A 17,478-nucleotide genomic window follows, 5' to 3' on the forward strand; every position below is an offset into this window, starting at 1 on the left:
CTTCCGTATGATGCCGCCCCTTTCGCCCCTGTCGAACAGCCGCCGTGAACAGCCCTTCCCTGCCCCCTCCCCGTCTTGCCGTCTTCGTCTCCGGACTGGACGACTCCCCGGCCGGGCGTGCCGCCGTGGGCGTCGCCAACGCTTTCCAGAGGTGGGGGTACGGGCTCGACGTCATCGCCCCGATGGGGGGCGGGCCGTTGCGGGCAGCGCTGCACCCCGGCATCGGTCAGATCGACCTGGCCAAGCGGCACACCGGCACCTCCGTCCTTGCGCTCTCCCGCATCGTCGCGGAGCGCCGGCCGGCCGGACTGGTCGGGGTGGGCTCGGACGCCGGGCTCGTCGCCCTGGCCGCCGCCCGGCTGGCGCGGCAGGGCACGCCGACGGCGGTGCTGGAGACGGCGTTGCCGCCCGGTGGAGCGTTGCGGCGCGCCCTGCGGGGATGGCTGCACCCGCGCGCCGCCATCGTGCTGAGCGGTGCGGTCACCAACCCCGAGACGGACCCCGAGGCGGCGGCCCGGCTCGTGCTGACCGCCTTCGGGTTCCCCGAGCAGGACCGTTAACGCGGCGCCATCACTTCGCGGTGCCGAACGCCGCGTGCACCACGCGGTCGCCTGGACGGATGCCCAGCCGCGCGCTCATGCCGCCGTTGATCTCCAGGATGCCCTTCACCGGACCGGCCGAGTTCACCGCGTCCAGCGACTGCGGCACGGCGTTGGCGTGGATGTTCACGATGCGGCCGTCGGCGCCGATGAAGATCATGTCGAGCGGGATCAGCGTGTTCTTCATCCAGAAGCTGGCCGGCTGCGGACGGTCGTAGGTGAACAGCATACCGGCGTCGGCGGCCATCTTTTCTCGGTACATCAGCCCCTGCGCCTGCTGCGCCGGGGTTTCCGCCAGTTCGATGTCGAAGCGGTACTTACCGCCTCCCGCCGTCTCGACGGTCAGGGAAGAGCGGGCGAAGCTCTCCAGCGCCACCGCCGGCAAGGCCGACAGCAGAACCACGGCTCCCATCAGAAGCCCACCCAGAAGGACACGCGCAGCCCGTCCGATCATCGCGACCAACCCATCCCTTGACGTTCGAGAGCCTGGACGATGCCGCCGCGCCGCCCGCCTGTCCAGAGGCGTCTCGTGAACGGCGTCACGCCGCCGTACGGTCGGTGGCGGTGGTGTAGATGTCCTTGGTCAGCGGCTTGATCTGCTTGATCTGATAGCCGGGGCGCGCGCTGAAGCGGCGGATGGCCCGCTCCCCGGCCTCGCGGTCGCTCTCGGCCCAGACGAGATAGTCGCGCCCACGCGCCCACTCGACGGCCAGCGGGTGCAGGGCGTCGATCTCGCCGATCTGCGTGTTGACGACCGTCACCAGCCATTCCTTGTCGTTCGGATTGCGCCGGTCGGTCAGGATCAGGAGCTGGGGCCGCTGCTTGGTCTGCGCTTCGGACAGGCGCCGCTGGATCTCCGACTGCTTGCGCCGCGCCTCGACGGTCCCGGCCATGCACTCCTCGATCTCCTTGACGATGTGCTCGTCCTCCTGCTGGAGCCGGCGGATCGTCGCCTCCAGCTTGCCGATCGTGTCCTTGGTGGCCCGCATCCGGCTGCGGCTCTGCGCGACCTGGGAATCGACCGCCAGCAGCACGTTGCCCAGCCACGCCCCGATGGCGATGATGCCGAGAATGATGAGGAAGTTGATCATCATGATGCGGGCGCCTTGATCCGGCCGGGGTTGGGGCGCCCCTGGGTCCTCTGGAAGGACTTGGTGAAACCCATCTTGAAGGGGAACGCCACCTCGACCAGCTGCTTGGCCTCCTCCGCTCCCGATGCCCAGACCTCCGCCACGTTGGCGCAGCGCCAGATCGGGTTGACCTGCGACTTGTCACCGCCGGCCGACGCCTTCTCCTGGCCGACGGTCACCAGGAACTTCGACAGGCCGGCCTGGGGATCGCCGACCTCATGCACGAACACCGGGGGCTGAAGGGCGATTTCCGCGATCGCCCGCTCCATCTTGCGGTTTTCGGTTTCGGCGCGGTGCTTCTCGGCGGACACCTGGTTGCGCCGCTGCACCTTGCCGTTCACCCGGTCCTGAAGCTCATGGATTTCCGAATGCAGGACATAGATGCGATTCTCAAGCTGGTCGAGACCCGCGGAGCGATGAAGAAAGTCGGGCAAGAAGCGCTTCAGCATCATGGCGACCGGGACGGCGGCCAGCATCATCGCGGCGATGGTCAGCAGGAGCAAGGTGGTGTTGGACATCGTCGGCCTGCCCCCTCTCCGTCTCTCCGGCTCCCGGTCTCCAGCGTGACGTGGCCGGTCGAACCAGCCTGCGGACAGCGCGAGTCGCGCGAATCAGGCTGGCCGATTCGTTCCATTACGTCAACTGCGTGACATATGTGAATGAAAAACTTTCCAAAGATTATCCGGTTCGGACCATTTTCGTGATTGCCGCAGCGGCAACGCGCCGCACCTCGTCGCGCAGCGGGCCGGGGCGTGGCGCGTCGGCGAGCGTGGTGAACCAATGCTCGGGCGGGTTGCGCCCGGCGGCGCGCGACCAGGACAGCGACCGCAGGACGCCTTCCGCCTCGGGCGTCGGCGGCACCGCCGGGTCGATGCCGTTCAGCACCGCCCAGATGCCCGCCCAGCAGCGCCCGACCGACCAGGGATTGTAGCCACCCCCGCCGACGACCATCAGGCGCGGCGCCAACCCCATCAGCGCCCGCACCGCCCGCCACAGCGCGCCGTTCGACAGCTCCAGCCGGCTCAGCGGGTCCTCGGCGAGCGCGTCGGCCCCCGTCTGGATGACCAGCGCCTGAGGGCGGAACCCTTGCCCCAGCGGCAGGATCACCGTCTCCAGCAGGTAATCCATCTCCGTGTCGTTGAACCCCGGCGGCACCGGCAGGTTGACGGCCATGGCGCCGGGGCGGTCCTCCGCCTTGCCGGTGAAGGGCCAGCGTCCGTCCTCATGGACCGACAGGGTCAGCACGCGGTCGTCGTCGGCAAAGGCGTCCTCCACCCCGTCGCCGTGGTGGGCGTCGAGATCCACGTAGAGCACCCGGTCGATCCCGGAATCGAGCAGCGCCAGGATGCCCAGCACCGGGGCGTTGAGGTAGCAGAAGCCGCTGGCCCGCCCCGGACGGGCGTGGTGCGTGCCGCTCGCAGGGCTGTAGACGATGCCGGATGGCTGCTCCGCCAGCAGGCGCCCAGCCAGGATGGCGGCGCCGGTGCTGATGGCGGGACGGCGGTACATCTCAGGAAAGACGGGATTCTCCAGCCGGCCGAGGTTGTAGCGCTCCCCCGTCGCGGCATCCACGCGCTGGTCGGCCTCGGCGCGGTGCAGGGCGGCGATGTAGTCCGGGGCGTGGAAGCGGGTCAGTTCCTCCGGCGTTGCGAACGGGCTGTCGCGGTAGACCGCGTCGGGCAGCCAGCCCATGGCGCGGCTGAGGTCGATGGCGGTCGAGACCCGCGGGATGGCCAGCGGGTGCTTCGCGCCATAGCTGGAGCCCCGGTAGATCTCGCTGCCCAGGAACAGCGGGTGGGCGGGAAAATCAGGCGGACATTCGGATCGGGATTCGGTCGGCATGGGGTGGAGAGGTGGAGCGGCGACGCCCGTCCGTCAACGTCTCGTGCACAGGGCCCCTTGTCGCGGCGGCGCAGCGATCTCTTTTCTTGAGGGGTACGGGCGACAATATCCGCGGGGGAGGCACGGCATGGACGGTGCGTGGCGTCTGGCGGGGATGGCCGTCGCGGTTTTTCTGGCCGGCGGAATGGGGGCGCCGGCCCTGGCCGACACGCCGGTCGATCTGGAACTGGTGCTGGCCGTGGACGTGTCCGGCAGCGTGGACGCGGAGGAAGGACGCCTGCAGCGCGAGGGGTACGTCGCCGCCCTCACCGACCCGAAGATCCAGGCGGCGATCCGCGGCGGTCCGTTCGGGCGCATCGCCGTCACCTACGTCGAATGGGCCGGCGACAGCTTCCAGCGCATCACCGTGCCCTGGACCCTGCTGAGCGACCACGGCAGCGTCGAGGCCTTCGCCTCCTCGATCGCCGAATTGCCCACGCTGAGCGCGCAGTGGACCTCGATCAGCGCGGCCATCGATTTCAGTGCCCGCCTGTTCAACGACAATGGATTCGAAGGGACGCGGCGGGTCATCGACGTGTCGGGCGACGGAGTCAACAACCGCGGCCGTCCCGTGCAATGGGCGCGCGACGAGGCAGTCGCCGCTGGGATCACCATCAACGGCCTGCCGATCCTCAACGACCGGCCCAATCCTTGGGGCGGGGCGGCTCCGACGAACCTCGACGGCTATTACGAGGAGCATGTGATCGGCGGGCCCGGCGCCTTCCTGGTGCCCGCCGTCAGCTTCGAAGCCTTCGCCGACGCCATCCTGAGCAAGCTGCTTCTGGAAATCTCCGGGCTCACTCCCGACGAAGGTGCGGGCGGGCGCAGCGGTTTTGCCAGCCGATAGAGAACCCGTGTCAGCCGGGCCGTTGCCATGTTGGCTCAACAAACATTACCTATGGAGTGCCGGTCATCCGGTTCGAAACCTGCGAGCGAGACCATGCCGATCAAGACGATCCTGCTGCACATGTCGAACGACGACCGCCACACCCAGCGGCTTGAGGTCGCGGTCGGTCTCGCCAAGCGCTTCTCCGCCTTTGTCGAGGTGCTGTTCGTGGCGACGCCGGTGTCGATGCCCCCAGCGGTGACCGGACGCGCCGCCTCCTACGCCTACATCGCCGAGGCCACGGCCATCGCCCACGAGAAGGCCGGACAGATCGAACAGGAGGTCCGGTCGGCGCTGAAGGACTGTTCCTACTCCTGGACGGTCGACGAAGGGGACCATGTGGAGTTGCTGGCCGCCCGCGCCGCCTATGCCGACCTCGCCATCGTGAGCCAGAGCCACGGCGACGATCTCAGCAATCGGGTGATGCTCCAGGTGCCGGACCGCCTTCCGCTGACCAGTTCCTGCCCGACCCTGGTGCTTCCCTACACCTTCCCGCCCCGGACCGAGATTGGCCGCCATGTGGTGGTGGCCTGGAAGAACACGCGGGAAGCCGGGCGCGCCGTGCGCAACGCCCTGCCCTTCCTCACGGCGGCCGGACGGGTCACGGTGGTTACCATCGACCCGCCGGGCGATGCGTTGGATGGTGGCCGTGACCTGATGATCTGGCTGGAGCGCCATGGCGTTCGCAGCCAGCATCAGGCCAGCATCTTCCAGGGCGGTGACGTCGGGGAGATCATTCTGGACAGCCACCGCAGCCTGGGCGGCGATCTGCTGGTGATGGGTGCCTACGGCCATTCCCGTCTGCGCGAGATGGTGCTGGGCGGGGCGACGCGCACGGTGCTGTCGAACCTCACCACCCCGGTCCTGATGGCCCATTGAAATTCGGCAGGCGGGCGGTGCTTCGGCACGGCCCGCCTGCTTATCGAGGGGGACCTAGAGGAAGAAGACCCAGGTCACCAGGACGAACAGCGGCACCAGGATGCCGCAGGACCACAGCATGTAGCCGAAGAAGCTCGGCATCGCCACGCCGCGCTCCTCGGCGATGGCCTTGACCATGAAGTTCGGCGCGTTGCCGATGTAGGTGTTGGCGCCCATGAACACCGCGCCCGCCGAAATGGCCGCCAGTGTCACGGCGAGGTCGGTCATCAGCACCTGCGCATCGCCGCCCGCGGTGTTGAAGAAGATCAGGTAGGTCGGCGCGTTGTCGAGGAAGCTGGACAGGATGCCGGCCGCCCAGAAATAGGCCGCGGGGACCGGCTGGCCGTCCTGGTTCACCGCCGCGATGATGGCGCCCAGCGCCCCGTCGGTGCCGGCCCGCAGGATGGCGATGGCCGGGATGATGGTCAGGAAGATCGCCGCGAACAGCTTCGCCACCTCCAGGATCGGCCCCCAGGTGAAGGCGTTGAGGCGGCGGCTGCGCGCGCTGGTCAGCACCAGCGACAGGCCGGTGATTCCGAGAAGCAGCAGGTTGCTGACGATCGTCTCCAGCGGCACCTGGATGTGGTAGATCTCCACCCCCACCCCGGGATGCCAGACGCCGCTCAGCAGCACCGCGCCGACGATGGCGACGAGCAGGAGCAGGTTCACCGCCCCCTCGATTCGCACCGGCTCGCGCTCATGCACGCCCTCGATCAGCGGGTGCTTGCCGGGGTCCTTGGTGTGCAGGTAGAGGTCCACCACGAAGTAGATCGCCAGCAGGCAGCCCGACACCAGAACCATCGGCCAGAACAGATGGATGGTCGGCCAGAAGAAGCTGACCCCCTTCAGGAAGCCCAGGAACAGAGGCGGATCGCCCAGCGGCGTCAGGGAGCCGCCAACGTTCGACACCAGGAAGATGAAGAAGACGACGGTGTGCACCTTGTGCCGCCGGTGCTCGTTGGCACGGATCAGCGGGCGGATCAGCAGCATCGAGGCGCCGGTCGTCCCCATCAGGCTGGCCAGCAGCGTGCCCAGCCCAAGCCCCAGCGTGTTCGCCAGTGGCGTGCCCACCAGCGTTCCGCAGATCCGCACGCCGCCCGCAACCGTGAACAGGGCGGTCAGCAGCACGATGAAAGGGATGTATTCGAGAAGCAGCGTGTGCAGCAGCTCGTAGGTGGCGAGGCCCGCCCCGAAGGTCAGCGCGAAGGGCAGCAGAAAGGCGATGGCCCAGCCGGCGGCGACCTTGCCGAAATGATGGTGCCAGAAGGATGGCGCCAGCAGCGGCATCAGGGCGATGGACAGCAGAATCCCGACGAAGGGAATCACCCAGAAGACATTCAGGTCGCGCCCGTCGAGATGCGGAGCCCCCGCAGCTTCCGCCGCCAGGGCCAGCCCCGGCAGTCCGGCGGCGGCGAGACCGGCCAGGGGAGCGGCAAGTGAACGGGCGAGGCGATGTCGGGTCGGTCGGGCGTCGGTCATAACAGGCATTCATCTGTAATATCAGTTACCGAAGTATGCGTCCCCGAAAGGGCTAAGCCAAGCCGGAACGCCCCTTCGGAATTCCCTTATCGGCCGTGCGTGAAGAACGTGTCTCTAACCGCAGGGCCTGAGTTCGAGTGGACTCGGGCCCGGCCCGCCGATCCAGCCGTGAAGCGGGCGGCACGTTCCGCCCGCGCACAATGTGTGGTCCGGTGTGAAGGAGGAAGCGGCCAGGACCAGCCGTTCCAGCGGCGGCACCGTCGGTACCCAGACCCACCAACCGTCGGCAAAGCGGGACTCGGCGGGCGGCTCCATCCCGGCACCGGCGCCCTTCACACGGGCCTCGGTCAGGACGAGACGTCCATCCTCGATGCGCCAGTCCTCCCGCCATTCGGTCTTTTCCACCGAATGGGTCCAGGACAGGGTGAAGGCGGGACCCGGCAGGGCGGCCAGAACCGCCCCACCGAGCGCCGACAGGCACAAGGCCACGCTCATGCCGCCGCCATCATGCCGGGGCGCTGGTCCGACCCAGGCGGCGCAGACGGTGGCGCTGCCACAGCAGGAAGGCCGCCGTCATGACGAAGCCGGCCTCGTCCGTCACGGGCAGGGACAGGACAAACAGGAAAGCCGCCGCCGCCGCGAACACCCGCTCCGCCCAGTTCATTGGCGTCCAGAAATACCCGATGGTCGCCGCGCCCCACAGGCCGATGGAAATCAGCGCCTTGAACAGGACGTAGGCCACGGCCAGCGGGTCGTCGGTCTGGAGCATCAGCGCCGGGTCGTACACCGCCATGAAGGGCACGACGTAGCCCGCCATGGCGACGCGTGTGGCGATCCAGCCGATCTCCATGTGCCCGGCCCGGCAGATGGACGAGGCGGCCAGCGCCGCCAGCGCCACCGGCGGGGTCAGGTCCGCCATGATGCCGAAGTAGAAGACGAACATGTGCGAGACGATCAGCGGCACGCCCATCTGCAAAAGGGCCGGCGCCGCGATGGCCGCGGTGATGATGTAGTTCGCCGTGGTCGGCAGGCCGGTGCCCAGAACGATGCAGGCCAGCATGGTCAGCAGCAGCGCGATCAGCAGATTGCCGCCCGACAGGTCCATGATGGTGGAGGCGAAGCTGGAGGCCAGCCCGGTCAGGGTCAGGATGCCGATCAGCACGCCCACCAGCGCGCAGGCCACGCCCACCCCCACGGCGTTCTTGGCGCCGTCGGCGAGGCTCTGCACCAGCAGCGCCAGCGTCTCCCGCCCGCCCTTCAGCGCCAGACAGGGCAGGACCAGCAGGCCGACGATGGCGAAGGCCAGATGCTCCGTCCGCAGCCCCATCCGCCACAGCGCTGCGGCGATGAGGCCAAGGACGACCCAGAAACCGACCCGCAGCACCGTCGTGCCGATGAAGCCGACGATCCGCGTGCCGAGGATCAGCGCGACGGTCAGGGCGATGCCGATCACCCCGGCGAACAGCGGCGTGAAGCCGGAGAACAGGAGGTAGACCAGCGCCGCCAGGGGCAGGATCAGGTACCAGCTCTCCTTCAGCGCGCCGAGGACGCTGGGGCATTGGTCCTTCGGCAGGCCGACGAGGTTGTGCTTGCCGGCCTCCAGATGGACCATCCAGAAGGCGCTGCCGAAATAGAGGATGGCCGGGATCGCCGCGGCGATGGCGATGTCGCTGAAGGGGACGCCGATGGTCTCCGCCATGATGAAGGCGGCCGCCCCCATGACCGGCGGCATGATCTGCCCGCCCATGCTGGCCGTCGCCTCCACCGCCCCGGCGAAGGCCGGGCGGTAGCCGAAGCGCATCATCAGGGGAATCGTGAACTGGCCGGTGGTCAGCACGTTTGCCACGCCCGAGCCGTTGATCGTCCCCATGAAGCCGGACGAGATGACCGCCACCTTCGCCGGCCCGCCCTTGGCATGGCCGACGAGGCCGAGCGACACGTCGTTGAACAGCTTGATCATGCCGGCGCGCTCCAGGAAGGCGCCGAACAGGATGAACAGGAAGATGAAGGTCGCGGAGACGAAGGTGGGCGTGCCGTAGATGCCCTCCGTTGAGAGGTACAGGTTGTCGATCACCTGGTCGACGTCGTAGCCGCGGTGGGCCAGCCCGAAGGGCAGATGGCGCCCGAACAGCGCGTAGGGGATGAAGACGCCGCACATGATCGGCAACGCCCACCCCATGATGCGCCGCGCCGCCTCGAACACCAGGGCGATGGTCAGCGCGCCGACGATCAGGTCCGTGGTGTTCGGGTCGCCGGCCCGCTGGATGAGATCGACCTCGAAAACGTAATGGTAGAGGCCGAGCGCGAACGCGCCCAGGCCAAGCAGCCAGTCGTACCAGGGAACGCTGCGCCGTTCAGCCTCCTGCCGGAAGCCGAACAGCGTGAAGGTCATCAGCAGCAGGAAGCCGACATGGACCGACCGCACGACCATGCTGGACAGCGGGTTGAAGGCCGCCGTCCAGATCTGGAACAGCGAGAAGGCGACGGCGATGGCGAAGACGGCCTTGCCCGCCACGCCTTCGAAGGCCACGACCGTGGAGGGGTTCTCACGGTCGATGGCTTGGCGGATTTTGTTGTCCGCCTCTTGGGGGGATGCGCTCATCGCACGGGGGTTCCGGGACGACGCGGCGCGCTTACATCAGGCCCTTTTCCTTGTAGAACTTCTCCGCCCCCGGATGCAGCGGCACCGGCGACTGGATGGTGGTGGCGTCCAGCTTGATCTGCTTGGCGGCGGCGTGGGCCGCACCCATCGCGTCGAGATTCTCGAACATCGCCTTGGTCATCGCGTAGACCGCGTCGTCCGACACGCCGGAATGGGTGACCAGCAGGTTGCGCACCGCCGCGGTCGGCACCGGCTCGCTCTGGCCGCTGTAGCTGTTGGCCGGGATGGTCTCGGCGATGTAGGCGGGATCACCGACCTTCTGGATGACGTCGGCCGGGATCGACACGATGGTGATGTCCTGCGAGGTCGCCAGATCCTTGATCGCCGCCACGCCAAGGCCGGCGGAGATCAGGGTCGCGTCGAGCTGCCGGTTCTTGATCAGGTCCACCGATTCGGCAAAGGGCAGATACTCGGTCTTGGCGAAGTCCTTGTAGCCCAGCCCGGCGGCGGCGAAGATCGCGCGGGCGTTCAGCTCCGTCCCCGACTTCGGCGCGCCGACCGACACGCGCTTGCCCTTCAGGTCGGCCAGCGTCTTAACGCCGGAATCCTTGCTCGCCACGATCTGGATGTAGTTGGGGTAGATGGCGGCGACGGTGCGCAGCTTGGTCAGCTTGCTCTTGAAGCCGGCCTCCTCGTCGCCCTTCCAGGCGCCGCTCAGCGAATCGCCGAGCGAGAAGGCGATCTCGCCGCGCTCCGACTGGAGGAGGTTCAGGTTCTCCACCGACGCCTTGGTGGCCTGGACCGTGACCTTCGCCCCCGGAATGGCCTTGCCGTAGATGCCGGACAGCGCGACGCCCAGCGGGTAATAGACGCCGCTGGTGCCGCCGGTCAGGACGGTGACGAACTGCTCGGCCTGGGCCGGCAGCGCGGTGAGCATGCAGACGCCGACCGCGGCCAGGAAACGTTTCATACTTCTGCCCTCCCAAAAGGCTGTCCGTTGCGGATCGTTCGTAAGACGCTTTGGTTTGCGTCGGATTGTTGGCTATCCTAACTTGTGGTCGGTGGGTCCGCCAGTCCGTAGGAACCGATAGACGCGCGGCGGTTCGGCACAAGCCCTCTCCCTTCGGAGGAGGCCGAACGGCGTCTTGACCGGATAGGACGGCGCGCCCCTATCCTTGTTCCGGTTGGTCCTGCACCACACTTTATCCCGCAGATCTGGAAGTACCGTCGAAAGAAGCGTCGCGAAGGTCGGGGCAACAGAACGTCACCAATCAATGGGAGGACAGCGGATGCCGTGTACCGTTTCCATGACCGTCAACGGAAAGGCGGTCTCGCGCGAGGTGGAGGAGCGGACCCTGCTGGTCACCTTCCTCCGTGACCAGCTCGGCCTGACCGGCACCCACGTCGGCTGCGACACCAGCCAGTGCGGCGCCTGCGTCGTCCACATCGACGGGCGGTCGGTGAAGTCCTGCACCATGCTGGCGGCCCAAGCCGACGGCGCCGCGGTCACCACCATCGAGGGGCTGGCGGCGGCGGACGGCACGCTGCACCCGATGCAGGCGGCCTTCCGCGAGCATCACGGCCTGCAATGCGGTTTCTGCACGCCGGGCATGGTGATGAGCGCCGTCGATCTGGTGACGGCCAACCCCTCCCCCAGCGAACATGAGGTCCGCGAAGGGCTGGAGGGCAACATCTGTCGCTGCACCGGCTACCACAACATCGTCAAGGCGGTGATGGCCGGGGCGGAGGCGATGCAGGGCGGCACGTTGAAGGCCGCCGCCGAATAACGGGCGGAAGCAAGGCTCACATGGGAGGAACACGAAGATGGCGAACCCCACCGGCATCGGCGCTTCCGTGCGCCGGCGCGAGGACGCGCGCTTCCTGACCGGGCGCGGCACCTACACCGACGACATCAACCGGCCCGGCCAGACCCACGCGGTCTTCGTCCGGTCCCCCTACGCCCACGCCCGCATCACCGGCATCGACGCGGCCGAGGCCATGCAGGCCCCCGGCGTGATCGCCGTGCTGACCGGCGCCGACATGGAGACCGACAAGGTCGGCAGCCTGCCCTGCGGCTGGCAGATCCACTCCAAGGACGGCTCCCCGATGAAGGAGCCGCCGCACTTCCCGATCGCCCGCGACCGCGCCCGCTACGTCGGCGACGCCGTCGCCGTGGTGATCGCCGAGACGCGCGAGCAGGCGAAGGACGCCGCCGAGCTGGTGATGGTCGATTACGAGGAGCTGCCGGCGGCGGTAACCTCGCTGAAGGCGCTGGAGGGCGGCGCGCCGCTGGTCCATGACGAGGTCGGCGGCAACCTCTGCTTCGACTGGCATCTCGGCGACGCGGCGGCGGTGGACGCGGCCTTTGCACAGGCGGCGCATGTCGCCAAGCTCGATCTGGTCAACCAGCGCCTCGTCCCCAACGCCATGGAACCGCGGGCGGCGCTCGGCGAGTACGACCGGGCAACCGGCGAGCACACGCTGACGACCACCAGCCAGAATCCGCACGTCATCCGCCTGCTGATGGGCGCCTTCGTGCTGGGCATCCCGGAGCACAAGCTGCGCGTCGTCGCCCCCGACGTCGGCGGCGGCTTCGGCTCCAAGATCTTCCATTACGGGGAGGAGGCGGTCGTCACCTGGGCGGCGAAGAAGGTCGGGCGTCCGGTGAAATGGACCGCCGAGCGCTCCGAGAGCTTCCTGACCGATGCCCACGGCCGCGACCATGTCAGCCACGCCGAACTGGCGATGGACCGGGACGGCAACTTCCTGGCGCTGCGCGTCGCGACCATCGCCAACATGGGCGCCTATCTGTCGACCTTCGCGCCGTCGATCCCGACCTACCTCTACGCCACGCTGCTGGCCGGCCAGTACAAGACCCCGGCGATCTACGCCGAGGTGAAGGCGGTCTTCACCAACACCGTGCCGGTGGACGCCTACCGCGGCGCCGGACGGCCGGAGGCCTGCTACCTGATCGAGCGGCTGGTCGAGGTCGCCGCCGCCGAGACGGGCATCGACAAGGCGGAGCTGCGCCGCCGCAACTTCGTGCCGGCCAGCGCCATGCCCTACCAGACCCCGGTGGCGCTGCAATACGACACCGGCGACTTCGCCAAGAATCTGGACATCGCCCTGCCGCTCGTCGACTACGACGGCTTCGCGGCGCGCAAGGCCGAATCCGCCCGGCGCGGCAAGCTGCGCGGCATCGGCTTCGCCACCTACATCGAGGCCTGCGGCATCGCGCCGAGCAACATCGCGGGCGCGCTCGGCGCGCGGGCCGGGCTCTACGAATCGGCGGAGGTGCGTTTCCACCCCACCGGTTCGGTGACGGTCTTCACCGGCTCCCACAGCCATGGGCAGGGGCACGAGACGACCTTCGCGCAGCTCGTCTCCGAACGCTTCGGCGTGCCCATCGAGAATGTGGAGATCGTCCACGGCGACACCAGCAAGATCCCCTTCGGCATGGGCACCTACGGCTCGCGCTCGCTGGCGGTCGGCGGGTCGGCCATCGTCAAGGCGATGGACAAGGTGGAGCGCAAGGCCAAGAAGATCGCCGCCCACATGCTGGAGGCCGCCGAGGCCGACATCGAGGTGAAGGATGGGCGGTTCGTGGTGGCCGGCACCGACAAGGCGCTGACCATCGGCGACATCGCCCTGCAGGCCTACGTCCCGCACAACTTCCCGCTCGACGAGCTGGAACCGGGGCTGGACGAGCAGGCCTTCTACGACCCGAAGAACTTCACCTACCCCAACGGCTGCCACGTCTGCGAGGTGGAGATCGACCCCGACACCGGCGTGGTCCAGGTGGCGAGCTTCGCCGCAGTGGACGATTTCGGGCGGGTCATCAACCCGCTGATCGTCGAGGGGCAGGTCCATGGCGGGCTGGTCCAGGGCATCGGGCAGGCGCTCTACGAGAACTGCGTCTACGACGAGGAGTCGGGCCAGCTCATCACCGGGTCCTACATGGACTATTGCATGCCGCGGGCGGACGACGTGCCGTCCTTCACGGTGCGCTACCACGAGGACCAGCCCTGCACCCACAACCCTTTGGGCGTGAAGGGCTGCGGCGAGGCCGGGACCATCGGTGCGTCGGCCGCCGTGATGAACGCGGTGGTGCACGCCCTGTCCGAGTACGGCGTCACCCATCTCGACATGCCGGCGACCCCGGAACGGGTCTGGCAGGCGATCCGGCGCCACACCCCCGCCCAGGCGGCCGAGTAAGAGGGAGGAGACATCATGTACGCCTTCACCTATCACCGCCCCAAGAGCGTCGCCGACGCCGTGGCCCTGCAGAGCCGGTTCGAGGACCCGAAGCTGCTGGGCGGCGGGCAGACGCTGCTGCCGACGCTCAAGCAGCGCCTCGCCCGGCCGAGCGACCTGATCGACCTCGGCCAGATCCCGGAGCTTCAGGGCATCCGGGAAGAGGCCGGCGGCTTGACCGTCGGCGCCTTCACTCGCCACGCCCAGGTCGCCCATTCCGACGTCGTGCAGCGCGTCATCCCGGCGCTGGCCAGCCTCGCCGAGGGCATCGGCGACCGGCAGGTGCGCAACATGGGCACGCTCGGCGGGTCGATCTGCAACGCCGACCCCTCCGCCGACTACCCGGCCGCGGTCGTCGCGCTGAAGGCCACGGTGCGGACCGACCGTCGGGAGATCGCCGGCGACGACTTCTTCACCGGCATGTTCGAGACGGCGCTGGAGCCCGGCGAGATCGTCACCGCCGTGCATTTTCAAAAGCCGGACAAGGCCGCCTACGCCAAATTCCGCAACCCGGCCAGCCGTTACGCCATCGTCGGCGTTTTCGTGGCCGTGTTCGGCAGCGAAGTCCGCGTGGCCGTGACCGGCGCCGGCCCGTCGGTCTTCCGAGCGGACGACATGGAGGCGGCGCTGGCCCAGGACTTCCGCGCCGACGCCCTGAACGGCGCGTCGGTGTCGGCGGACGGGCTGAACGCCGACATCCACGCCAGCGCCGACTACCGCGCCCATCTGGTGCGGGTGATGGCGCGGCGCGCGGTTGAAAACCTGCTCTAGATATGCTTATTGGGTTGAGGAGGTTGTCAAAAAACCTCCTCAATCGCGCAATTTTTCTAGGACAATCTATGCACACGCTTATACTGGGGAATGTCCGTTGTTTTCCTGAAGAAATTCGGATCCCTATACGTCCATTAACAGTCTTAGTGGGCGAGAACAGCTCAGGGAAAAGCACAATTTTATCCTGTGCTAGAGCGATTTGGGATGTATTCTTTGGAAATGGCGTACCTGGATTTAATGACGAACCATTCTATTTTGGGGCCTACAAGAATATAAAATCTTACCAAACGACCGAAGGAGCCCCAATCACTTTAGGCTTCGTTACTACCTTAATTAATAGAACTTCAAAAAAGAATGAAAAATTTTTCCCAGATTCTTTTGAAGTCGAGCATCGTTCAGAATTAACTGAGAAATTTGGTAGTTTGCTTGTCAAAAATATGTCGGTATGTTTTTTAGACATAGAACTCATGTATTCAGAAATGGATAATGGTTTTCTGAAGTATATGATAAGAAAAAGTGGTGATGTGATCGTGGAGTTCTCAATAAAAAAGCAGGATATTTATCCTCATATTGTCGATCTTTACGGAGGAAGCGTGCTTAGAGCTTTCTTTCAAGGTGACTTCATATCAACTTATGCAAAGAAGCCAGTAAGCGAAGAGAATGATGAGCTTATTCGTCGCATTAGTTACCTTATGGGTTATATCGCTGCACATTATGCTCGTCGGCCGTTTGCAATAGCACCAGTTCGCTCGAAACCAGAACGGACTTATGAAATTATGAATGGAAAGAAGCAGTCTGTAGGGAGCCATACGGCTCAATTCCTTGTCAATAGACATCAGAGCGCGAATAAAACTTGGACACAAATAAAGAGAAAGATCGACCGCTTTGGAAAAGCATCTGGTCTATTTGATGAGATTGAGATCAAACATTTTGGAGATTCTACAAGCGACCCGTTCCAGATCCGATTCCGAGTTGGAAGCAAGTACATAAATATCGCTGACGTTGGATACGGTGTTAGCCAGATACTTCCAATTATTGTAGATTGCATAGATCCAACAGAGGCGGAACTGTTGTTACTTCAGCAACCGGAGGTTCATCTGCATCCAAGGGCTCAGGCTGAATTTGGCACTTTCCTATTGGATGTCGTTTCGACAACTGGGAAATCTTTTATAGTTGAAACGCACAGCGACTATTTCTTGGACAGAATATTAATGACCATGAGGATGTCAAAAAAAATCAAAAACGACAACATTTCCCTCATCTTTTGCGACTACAAGAGCGGGAAAACTTCAGTTAAGCGCATACGCGTCGATGAAAATGGCAATATCATTAAGCCTCCGCCACGTTATAGGAGATTTTTTCTTGAAGAAGAGCGGCGGTTTTTCAACATTTAATGGCTGAAGAAAGATCATGTGCTTAATCATAGATGCAAACGCGTTGAGCTTAGCCTTCCCTAAGCAAGGGGGAGTTAGCGACGAGGCTCAGCCAATTATGAAGTGGTTAGCTTCGAAAAATGGCCACACTGTATTCGGAGGGCATCTTGCAGCCGAGATCCAAAAGGTGGGAAGCGCCAGCCGCCTTTTCAAAGAGCTGGTGAAACAAGGGAAAGCTCATATTCTTTGTGATGATCGAATAAAAAAAGAAGAGGATGCAGTTAATCGTTTGGGATTGTGCGTCTCAAATGACACACATGTAATTGCTCTCGCAAGAACATCAAAATCTCGTGTTTTATACACTCATGACAAGGCATTAATGGCTGACTTTACCAATAAATCACTTATTGATAATCCGAGAGGTCATATCTACTCAAGCCCATCTCATGCACATTTATTAAATAGCACTAAAAAGTGTGCTAGTTGCAAACCCCGCTAGGCTAGCTTGATCCAAATGGAATGAAAATATTTAAAAAATGCAAAAATTCATGATTTAATTTTATACGTCAAACTATTGTCACCATAAAATTGGAGTTGTTTTATGATTAAGCGGAGATCAACGGACTTAGATACGGTTCAATACTATGAAGCAGCTCAGTGGAACAACACCCGCCTCTGTCGATGACACGCTGGAACTGCTGCGGCGGGGGAACTACGTCGCCGACCGCTCGCTGGCGACGGCACTGTACCTCGCGCTGAAGCTTCGGCGTCCGCTGTTCCTGGAGGGCGAGGCCGGGGTCGGCAAGACCGAGATCGCCAAGGTGCTGTCCGCCACGCTGGGCCGTCGCCTGTTGCGGCTGCAATGCTACGAGGGGCTGGACGTCGCCGCGGCGGTTTACGAATGGAACTACGCCCGGCAGATGATGGAAATCCGGCTGGCCGAGGCGTCGGGCGACCGCGACCGGGACGCGCTCGCCGCCGATATCTTCTCCGAACGCTTCCTCATCAAGCGGCCGCTGCTCCAGGCGCTGGAGCCCGATCCGGCCGGCGCGCCCGTCCTGCTGATCGACGAGCTGGACCGCACCGACGAGCCGTTCGAAGCCTACCTCCTCGAAATCCTCTCCGATTTCCAGGTCTCGATTCCGGAGTTTGGAACGGTCACGGCGCCGGAGCCGCCCATCGTCATCCTGACCTCCAACCGTACCCGCGAGATTCACGACGCGCTGAAGCGGCGCTGCTTCTACCACTGGGTCGACTACCCCAACGCCGAGCGCGAGCGCGCCATCCTGGCGGTGAAGGCGCCGAACGCCGACGCCCGGCTGGCCGCCCAGGTCGTCGGCGTCGTGCAGAGCCTGCGCGGGATGGACCTCTACAAGGCGCCGGGCGTGGCGGAGACTCTGGACTGGGCGCAGGCGCTGGTCGAGCTGAACCAGCTGGAGCTGGAGCCGTCGGTCATCAACGACACGCTGGGCACGCTGCTGAAATACCAGGACGACATCGCCCGCATCCAGGGCAGCGAGGCCGCGCGCATCCTGGCCCAGGTCAAGACGGAACTCGCCGCCTCCACGGCGCGGTGAAAATGGCC

At 65.0% G+C, this 17,478-nt stretch carries 17 protein-coding genes; 9 read left to right on the forward strand and 8 right to left on the reverse strand.

Annotated features, from left to right (window positions below):
- The first annotated feature begins 44 nt into the window (after nt 1-44).
- The gene (locus ACWPN5_RS10840) at nt 45-560 is read left to right on the forward strand and encodes a hypothetical protein (RefSeq protein ID WP_492295393.1); all 516 of its coding nucleotides are present in this window, start codon (nt 45-47) and stop codon (nt 558-560) included.
- A 10-nt stretch (nt 561-570) separates the two neighbouring features.
- Here the strand turns inward: ACWPN5_RS10840 and ACWPN5_RS10845 are convergent, their stop codons facing one another.
- The 4 genes from ACWPN5_RS10845 to ACWPN5_RS10860 all read right to left on the reverse strand — a co-directional run bounded on the left by ACWPN5_RS10845 (nt 571) and on the right by ACWPN5_RS10860 (nt 3,571).
- Nucleotides 571-1,011 carry a DUF192 domain-containing protein gene (locus ACWPN5_RS10845; protein ID WP_492295394.1) on the reverse strand — a complete coding sequence of 147 codons (441 nt, stop codon included), beginning with the start codon at nt 1,009-1,011 and terminating at the stop codon, nt 571-573.
- 127 nt (nt 1,012-1,138) lie between these two features.
- Nucleotides 1,139-1,693 (reverse strand): hypothetical protein, encoded by a 555-nt coding sequence (locus tag ACWPN5_RS10850; protein ID WP_145686264.1) that lies wholly within the window; start codon nt 1,691-1,693, stop codon nt 1,139-1,141.
- A complete protein-coding gene (locus ACWPN5_RS10855; RefSeq protein ID WP_145686272.1) occupies nt 1,690-2,247 on the reverse strand; it encodes a hypothetical protein in 558 nt (185 codons plus the stop codon). The genes ACWPN5_RS10850 and ACWPN5_RS10855 overlap by 4 nt, the downstream gene beginning before the upstream one ends.
- 160 nt (nt 2,248-2,407) lie before the next feature.
- On the reverse strand, nt 2,408-3,571 hold the full coding sequence (locus ACWPN5_RS10860) for an acetoin utilization protein AcuC (protein ID WP_492295395.1): 1,164 nt from the start codon (nt 3,569-3,571) through the stop codon (nt 2,408-2,410).
- Nucleotides 3,572-3,698: 127 nt separating this feature from the next.
- On the opposite strand from ACWPN5_RS10860, the gene ACWPN5_RS10865 reads away from it, so the two are divergent.
- Both ACWPN5_RS10865 and ACWPN5_RS10870 read left to right on the forward strand, forming a co-directional pair.
- Complete coding sequence (locus tag ACWPN5_RS10865) at nt 3,699-4,457, forward strand: DUF1194 domain-containing protein (RefSeq protein ID WP_492295396.1); 759 nt, start codon at nt 3,699-3,701, stop codon at nt 4,455-4,457.
- A gap of 93 nt (nt 4,458-4,550) precedes the next feature.
- Nucleotides 4,551-5,375 carry a universal stress protein gene (locus ACWPN5_RS10870; RefSeq protein ID WP_200476870.1) on the forward strand — a complete coding sequence of 275 codons (825 nt, stop codon included), beginning with the start codon at nt 4,551-4,553 and terminating at the stop codon, nt 5,373-5,375.
- 54 nt (nt 5,376-5,429) lie between these two features.
- On the opposite strand, the gene ACWPN5_RS10875 is transcribed toward ACWPN5_RS10870, so the two are convergent.
- The 4 genes from ACWPN5_RS10875 to ACWPN5_RS10890 all read right to left on the reverse strand — a co-directional run bounded on the left by ACWPN5_RS10875 (nt 5,430) and on the right by ACWPN5_RS10890 (nt 10,465).
- Nucleotides 5,430-6,893 (reverse strand): sodium:proton antiporter, encoded by a 1,464-nt coding sequence (locus ACWPN5_RS10875; RefSeq protein WP_492295397.1) that lies wholly within the window; start codon nt 6,891-6,893, stop codon nt 5,430-5,432.
- 114 nt (nt 6,894-7,007) lie between these two features.
- Nucleotides 7,008-7,388 carry a DUF1850 domain-containing protein gene (locus ACWPN5_RS10880; protein ID WP_200476868.1) on the reverse strand — a complete coding sequence of 127 codons (381 nt, stop codon included), beginning with the start codon at nt 7,386-7,388 and terminating at the stop codon, nt 7,008-7,010.
- Between the two features lie 10 nt (nt 7,389-7,398).
- Nucleotides 7,399-9,495, reverse strand: a complete 2,097-nt coding sequence (locus tag ACWPN5_RS10885; protein ID WP_145686305.1) for a TRAP transporter permease — start codon at nt 9,493-9,495, stop codon at nt 7,399-7,401.
- 31 nt (nt 9,496-9,526) lie between these two features.
- Nucleotides 9,527-10,465, reverse strand: coding sequence for a TAXI family TRAP transporter solute-binding subunit (locus ACWPN5_RS10890; RefSeq protein ID WP_137114513.1), 939 nt, complete (start codon nt 10,463-10,465; stop codon nt 9,527-9,529).
- 319 nt (nt 10,466-10,784) lie between these two features.
- Here ACWPN5_RS10890 and ACWPN5_RS10895 point away from each other — a divergent pair, with 319 nt between their 5' ends.
- The 6 genes from ACWPN5_RS10895 to ACWPN5_RS10920 all read left to right on the forward strand — a co-directional run bounded on the left by ACWPN5_RS10895 (nt 10,785) and on the right by ACWPN5_RS10920 (nt 17,470).
- The gene (locus ACWPN5_RS10895; protein ID WP_145686306.1) at nt 10,785-11,282 is read left to right on the forward strand and encodes a (2Fe-2S)-binding protein; all 498 of its coding nucleotides are present in this window, start codon (nt 10,785-10,787) and stop codon (nt 11,280-11,282) included.
- Between the two features lie 37 nt (nt 11,283-11,319).
- Nucleotides 11,320-13,710, forward strand: a complete 2,391-nt coding sequence (locus ACWPN5_RS10900) for a xanthine dehydrogenase family protein molybdopterin-binding subunit (RefSeq protein WP_492295398.1) — start codon at nt 11,320-11,322, stop codon at nt 13,708-13,710.
- 15 nt (nt 13,711-13,725) lie between these two features.
- On the forward strand, nt 13,726-14,520 hold the full coding sequence (locus tag ACWPN5_RS10905) for an FAD binding domain-containing protein (RefSeq protein ID WP_492295399.1): 795 nt from the start codon (nt 13,726-13,728) through the stop codon (nt 14,518-14,520).
- Between the two features lie 68 nt (nt 14,521-14,588).
- On the forward strand, nt 14,589-15,914 hold the full coding sequence (locus tag ACWPN5_RS10910; RefSeq protein WP_492295400.1) for an AAA family ATPase: 1,326 nt from the start codon (nt 14,589-14,591) through the stop codon (nt 15,912-15,914).
- A 43-nt stretch (nt 15,915-15,957) separates the two neighbouring features.
- Nucleotides 15,958-16,392, forward strand: a complete 435-nt coding sequence (locus tag ACWPN5_RS10915) for a hypothetical protein (RefSeq protein ID WP_492295401.1) — start codon at nt 15,958-15,960, stop codon at nt 16,390-16,392.
- A 145-nt stretch (nt 16,393-16,537) separates the two neighbouring features.
- On the forward strand, nt 16,538-17,470 hold the full coding sequence (locus ACWPN5_RS10920; protein WP_492295402.1) for an AAA family ATPase: 933 nt from the start codon (nt 16,538-16,540) through the stop codon (nt 17,468-17,470).
- The last annotated feature ends 8 nt before the right edge of the window (nt 17,471-17,478 follow it).

Source organism: Azospirillum sp. UENF 211521 (assembly GCF_058780535.1).

Coding starts and splice junctions, on each gene's coding strand:
- ACWPN5_RS10870 (WP_200476870.1), top strand. CDS start 4,551: ATGCCGATCAAGACGATCCTGCTGCACATGTCGAACGACGACCGCCAC.
- ACWPN5_RS10905 (WP_492295399.1), top strand. CDS start 13,726: ATGTACGCCTTCACCTATCACCGCCCCAAGAGCGTCGCCGACGCCGTG.
- ACWPN5_RS10860 (WP_492295395.1), bottom strand. CDS start 3,571: ATGCCGACCGAATCCCGATCCGAATGTCCGCCTGATTTTCCCGCCCAC.
- ACWPN5_RS10855 (WP_145686272.1), bottom strand. CDS start 2,247: ATGTCCAACACCACCTTGCTCCTGCTGACCATCGCCGCGATGATGCTG.
- ACWPN5_RS10845 (WP_492295394.1), bottom strand. CDS start 1,011: ATGGGAGCCGTGGTTCTGCTGTCGGCCTTGCCGGCGGTGGCGCTGGAG.
- ACWPN5_RS10895 (WP_145686306.1), top strand. CDS start 10,785: ATGCCGTGTACCGTTTCCATGACCGTCAACGGAAAGGCGGTCTCGCGC.
- ACWPN5_RS10890 (WP_137114513.1), bottom strand. CDS start 10,465: ATGAAACGTTTCCTGGCCGCGGTCGGCGTCTGCATGCTCACCGCGCTG.
- ACWPN5_RS10885 (WP_145686305.1), bottom strand. CDS start 9,495: ATGAGCGCATCCCCCCAAGAGGCGGACAACAAAATCCGCCAAGCCATC.
- ACWPN5_RS10910 (WP_492295400.1), top strand. CDS start 14,589: ATGCACACGCTTATACTGGGGAATGTCCGTTGTTTTCCTGAAGAAATT.
- ACWPN5_RS10850 (WP_145686264.1), bottom strand. CDS start 1,693: ATGATGATCAACTTCCTCATCATTCTCGGCATCATCGCCATCGGGGCG.
- ACWPN5_RS10880 (WP_200476868.1), bottom strand. CDS start 7,388: ATGAGCGTGGCCTTGTGCCTGTCGGCGCTCGGTGGGGCGGTTCTGGCC.
- ACWPN5_RS10865 (WP_492295396.1), top strand. CDS start 3,699: ATGGACGGTGCGTGGCGTCTGGCGGGGATGGCCGTCGCGGTTTTTCTG.
- ACWPN5_RS10875 (WP_492295397.1), bottom strand. CDS start 6,893: ATGACCGACGCCCGACCGACCCGACATCGCCTCGCCCGTTCACTTGCC.
- ACWPN5_RS10900 (WP_492295398.1), top strand. CDS start 11,320: ATGGCGAACCCCACCGGCATCGGCGCTTCCGTGCGCCGGCGCGAGGAC.
- ACWPN5_RS10920 (WP_492295402.1), top strand. CDS start 16,538: ATGAAGCAGCTCAGTGGAACAACACCCGCCTCTGTCGATGACACGCTG.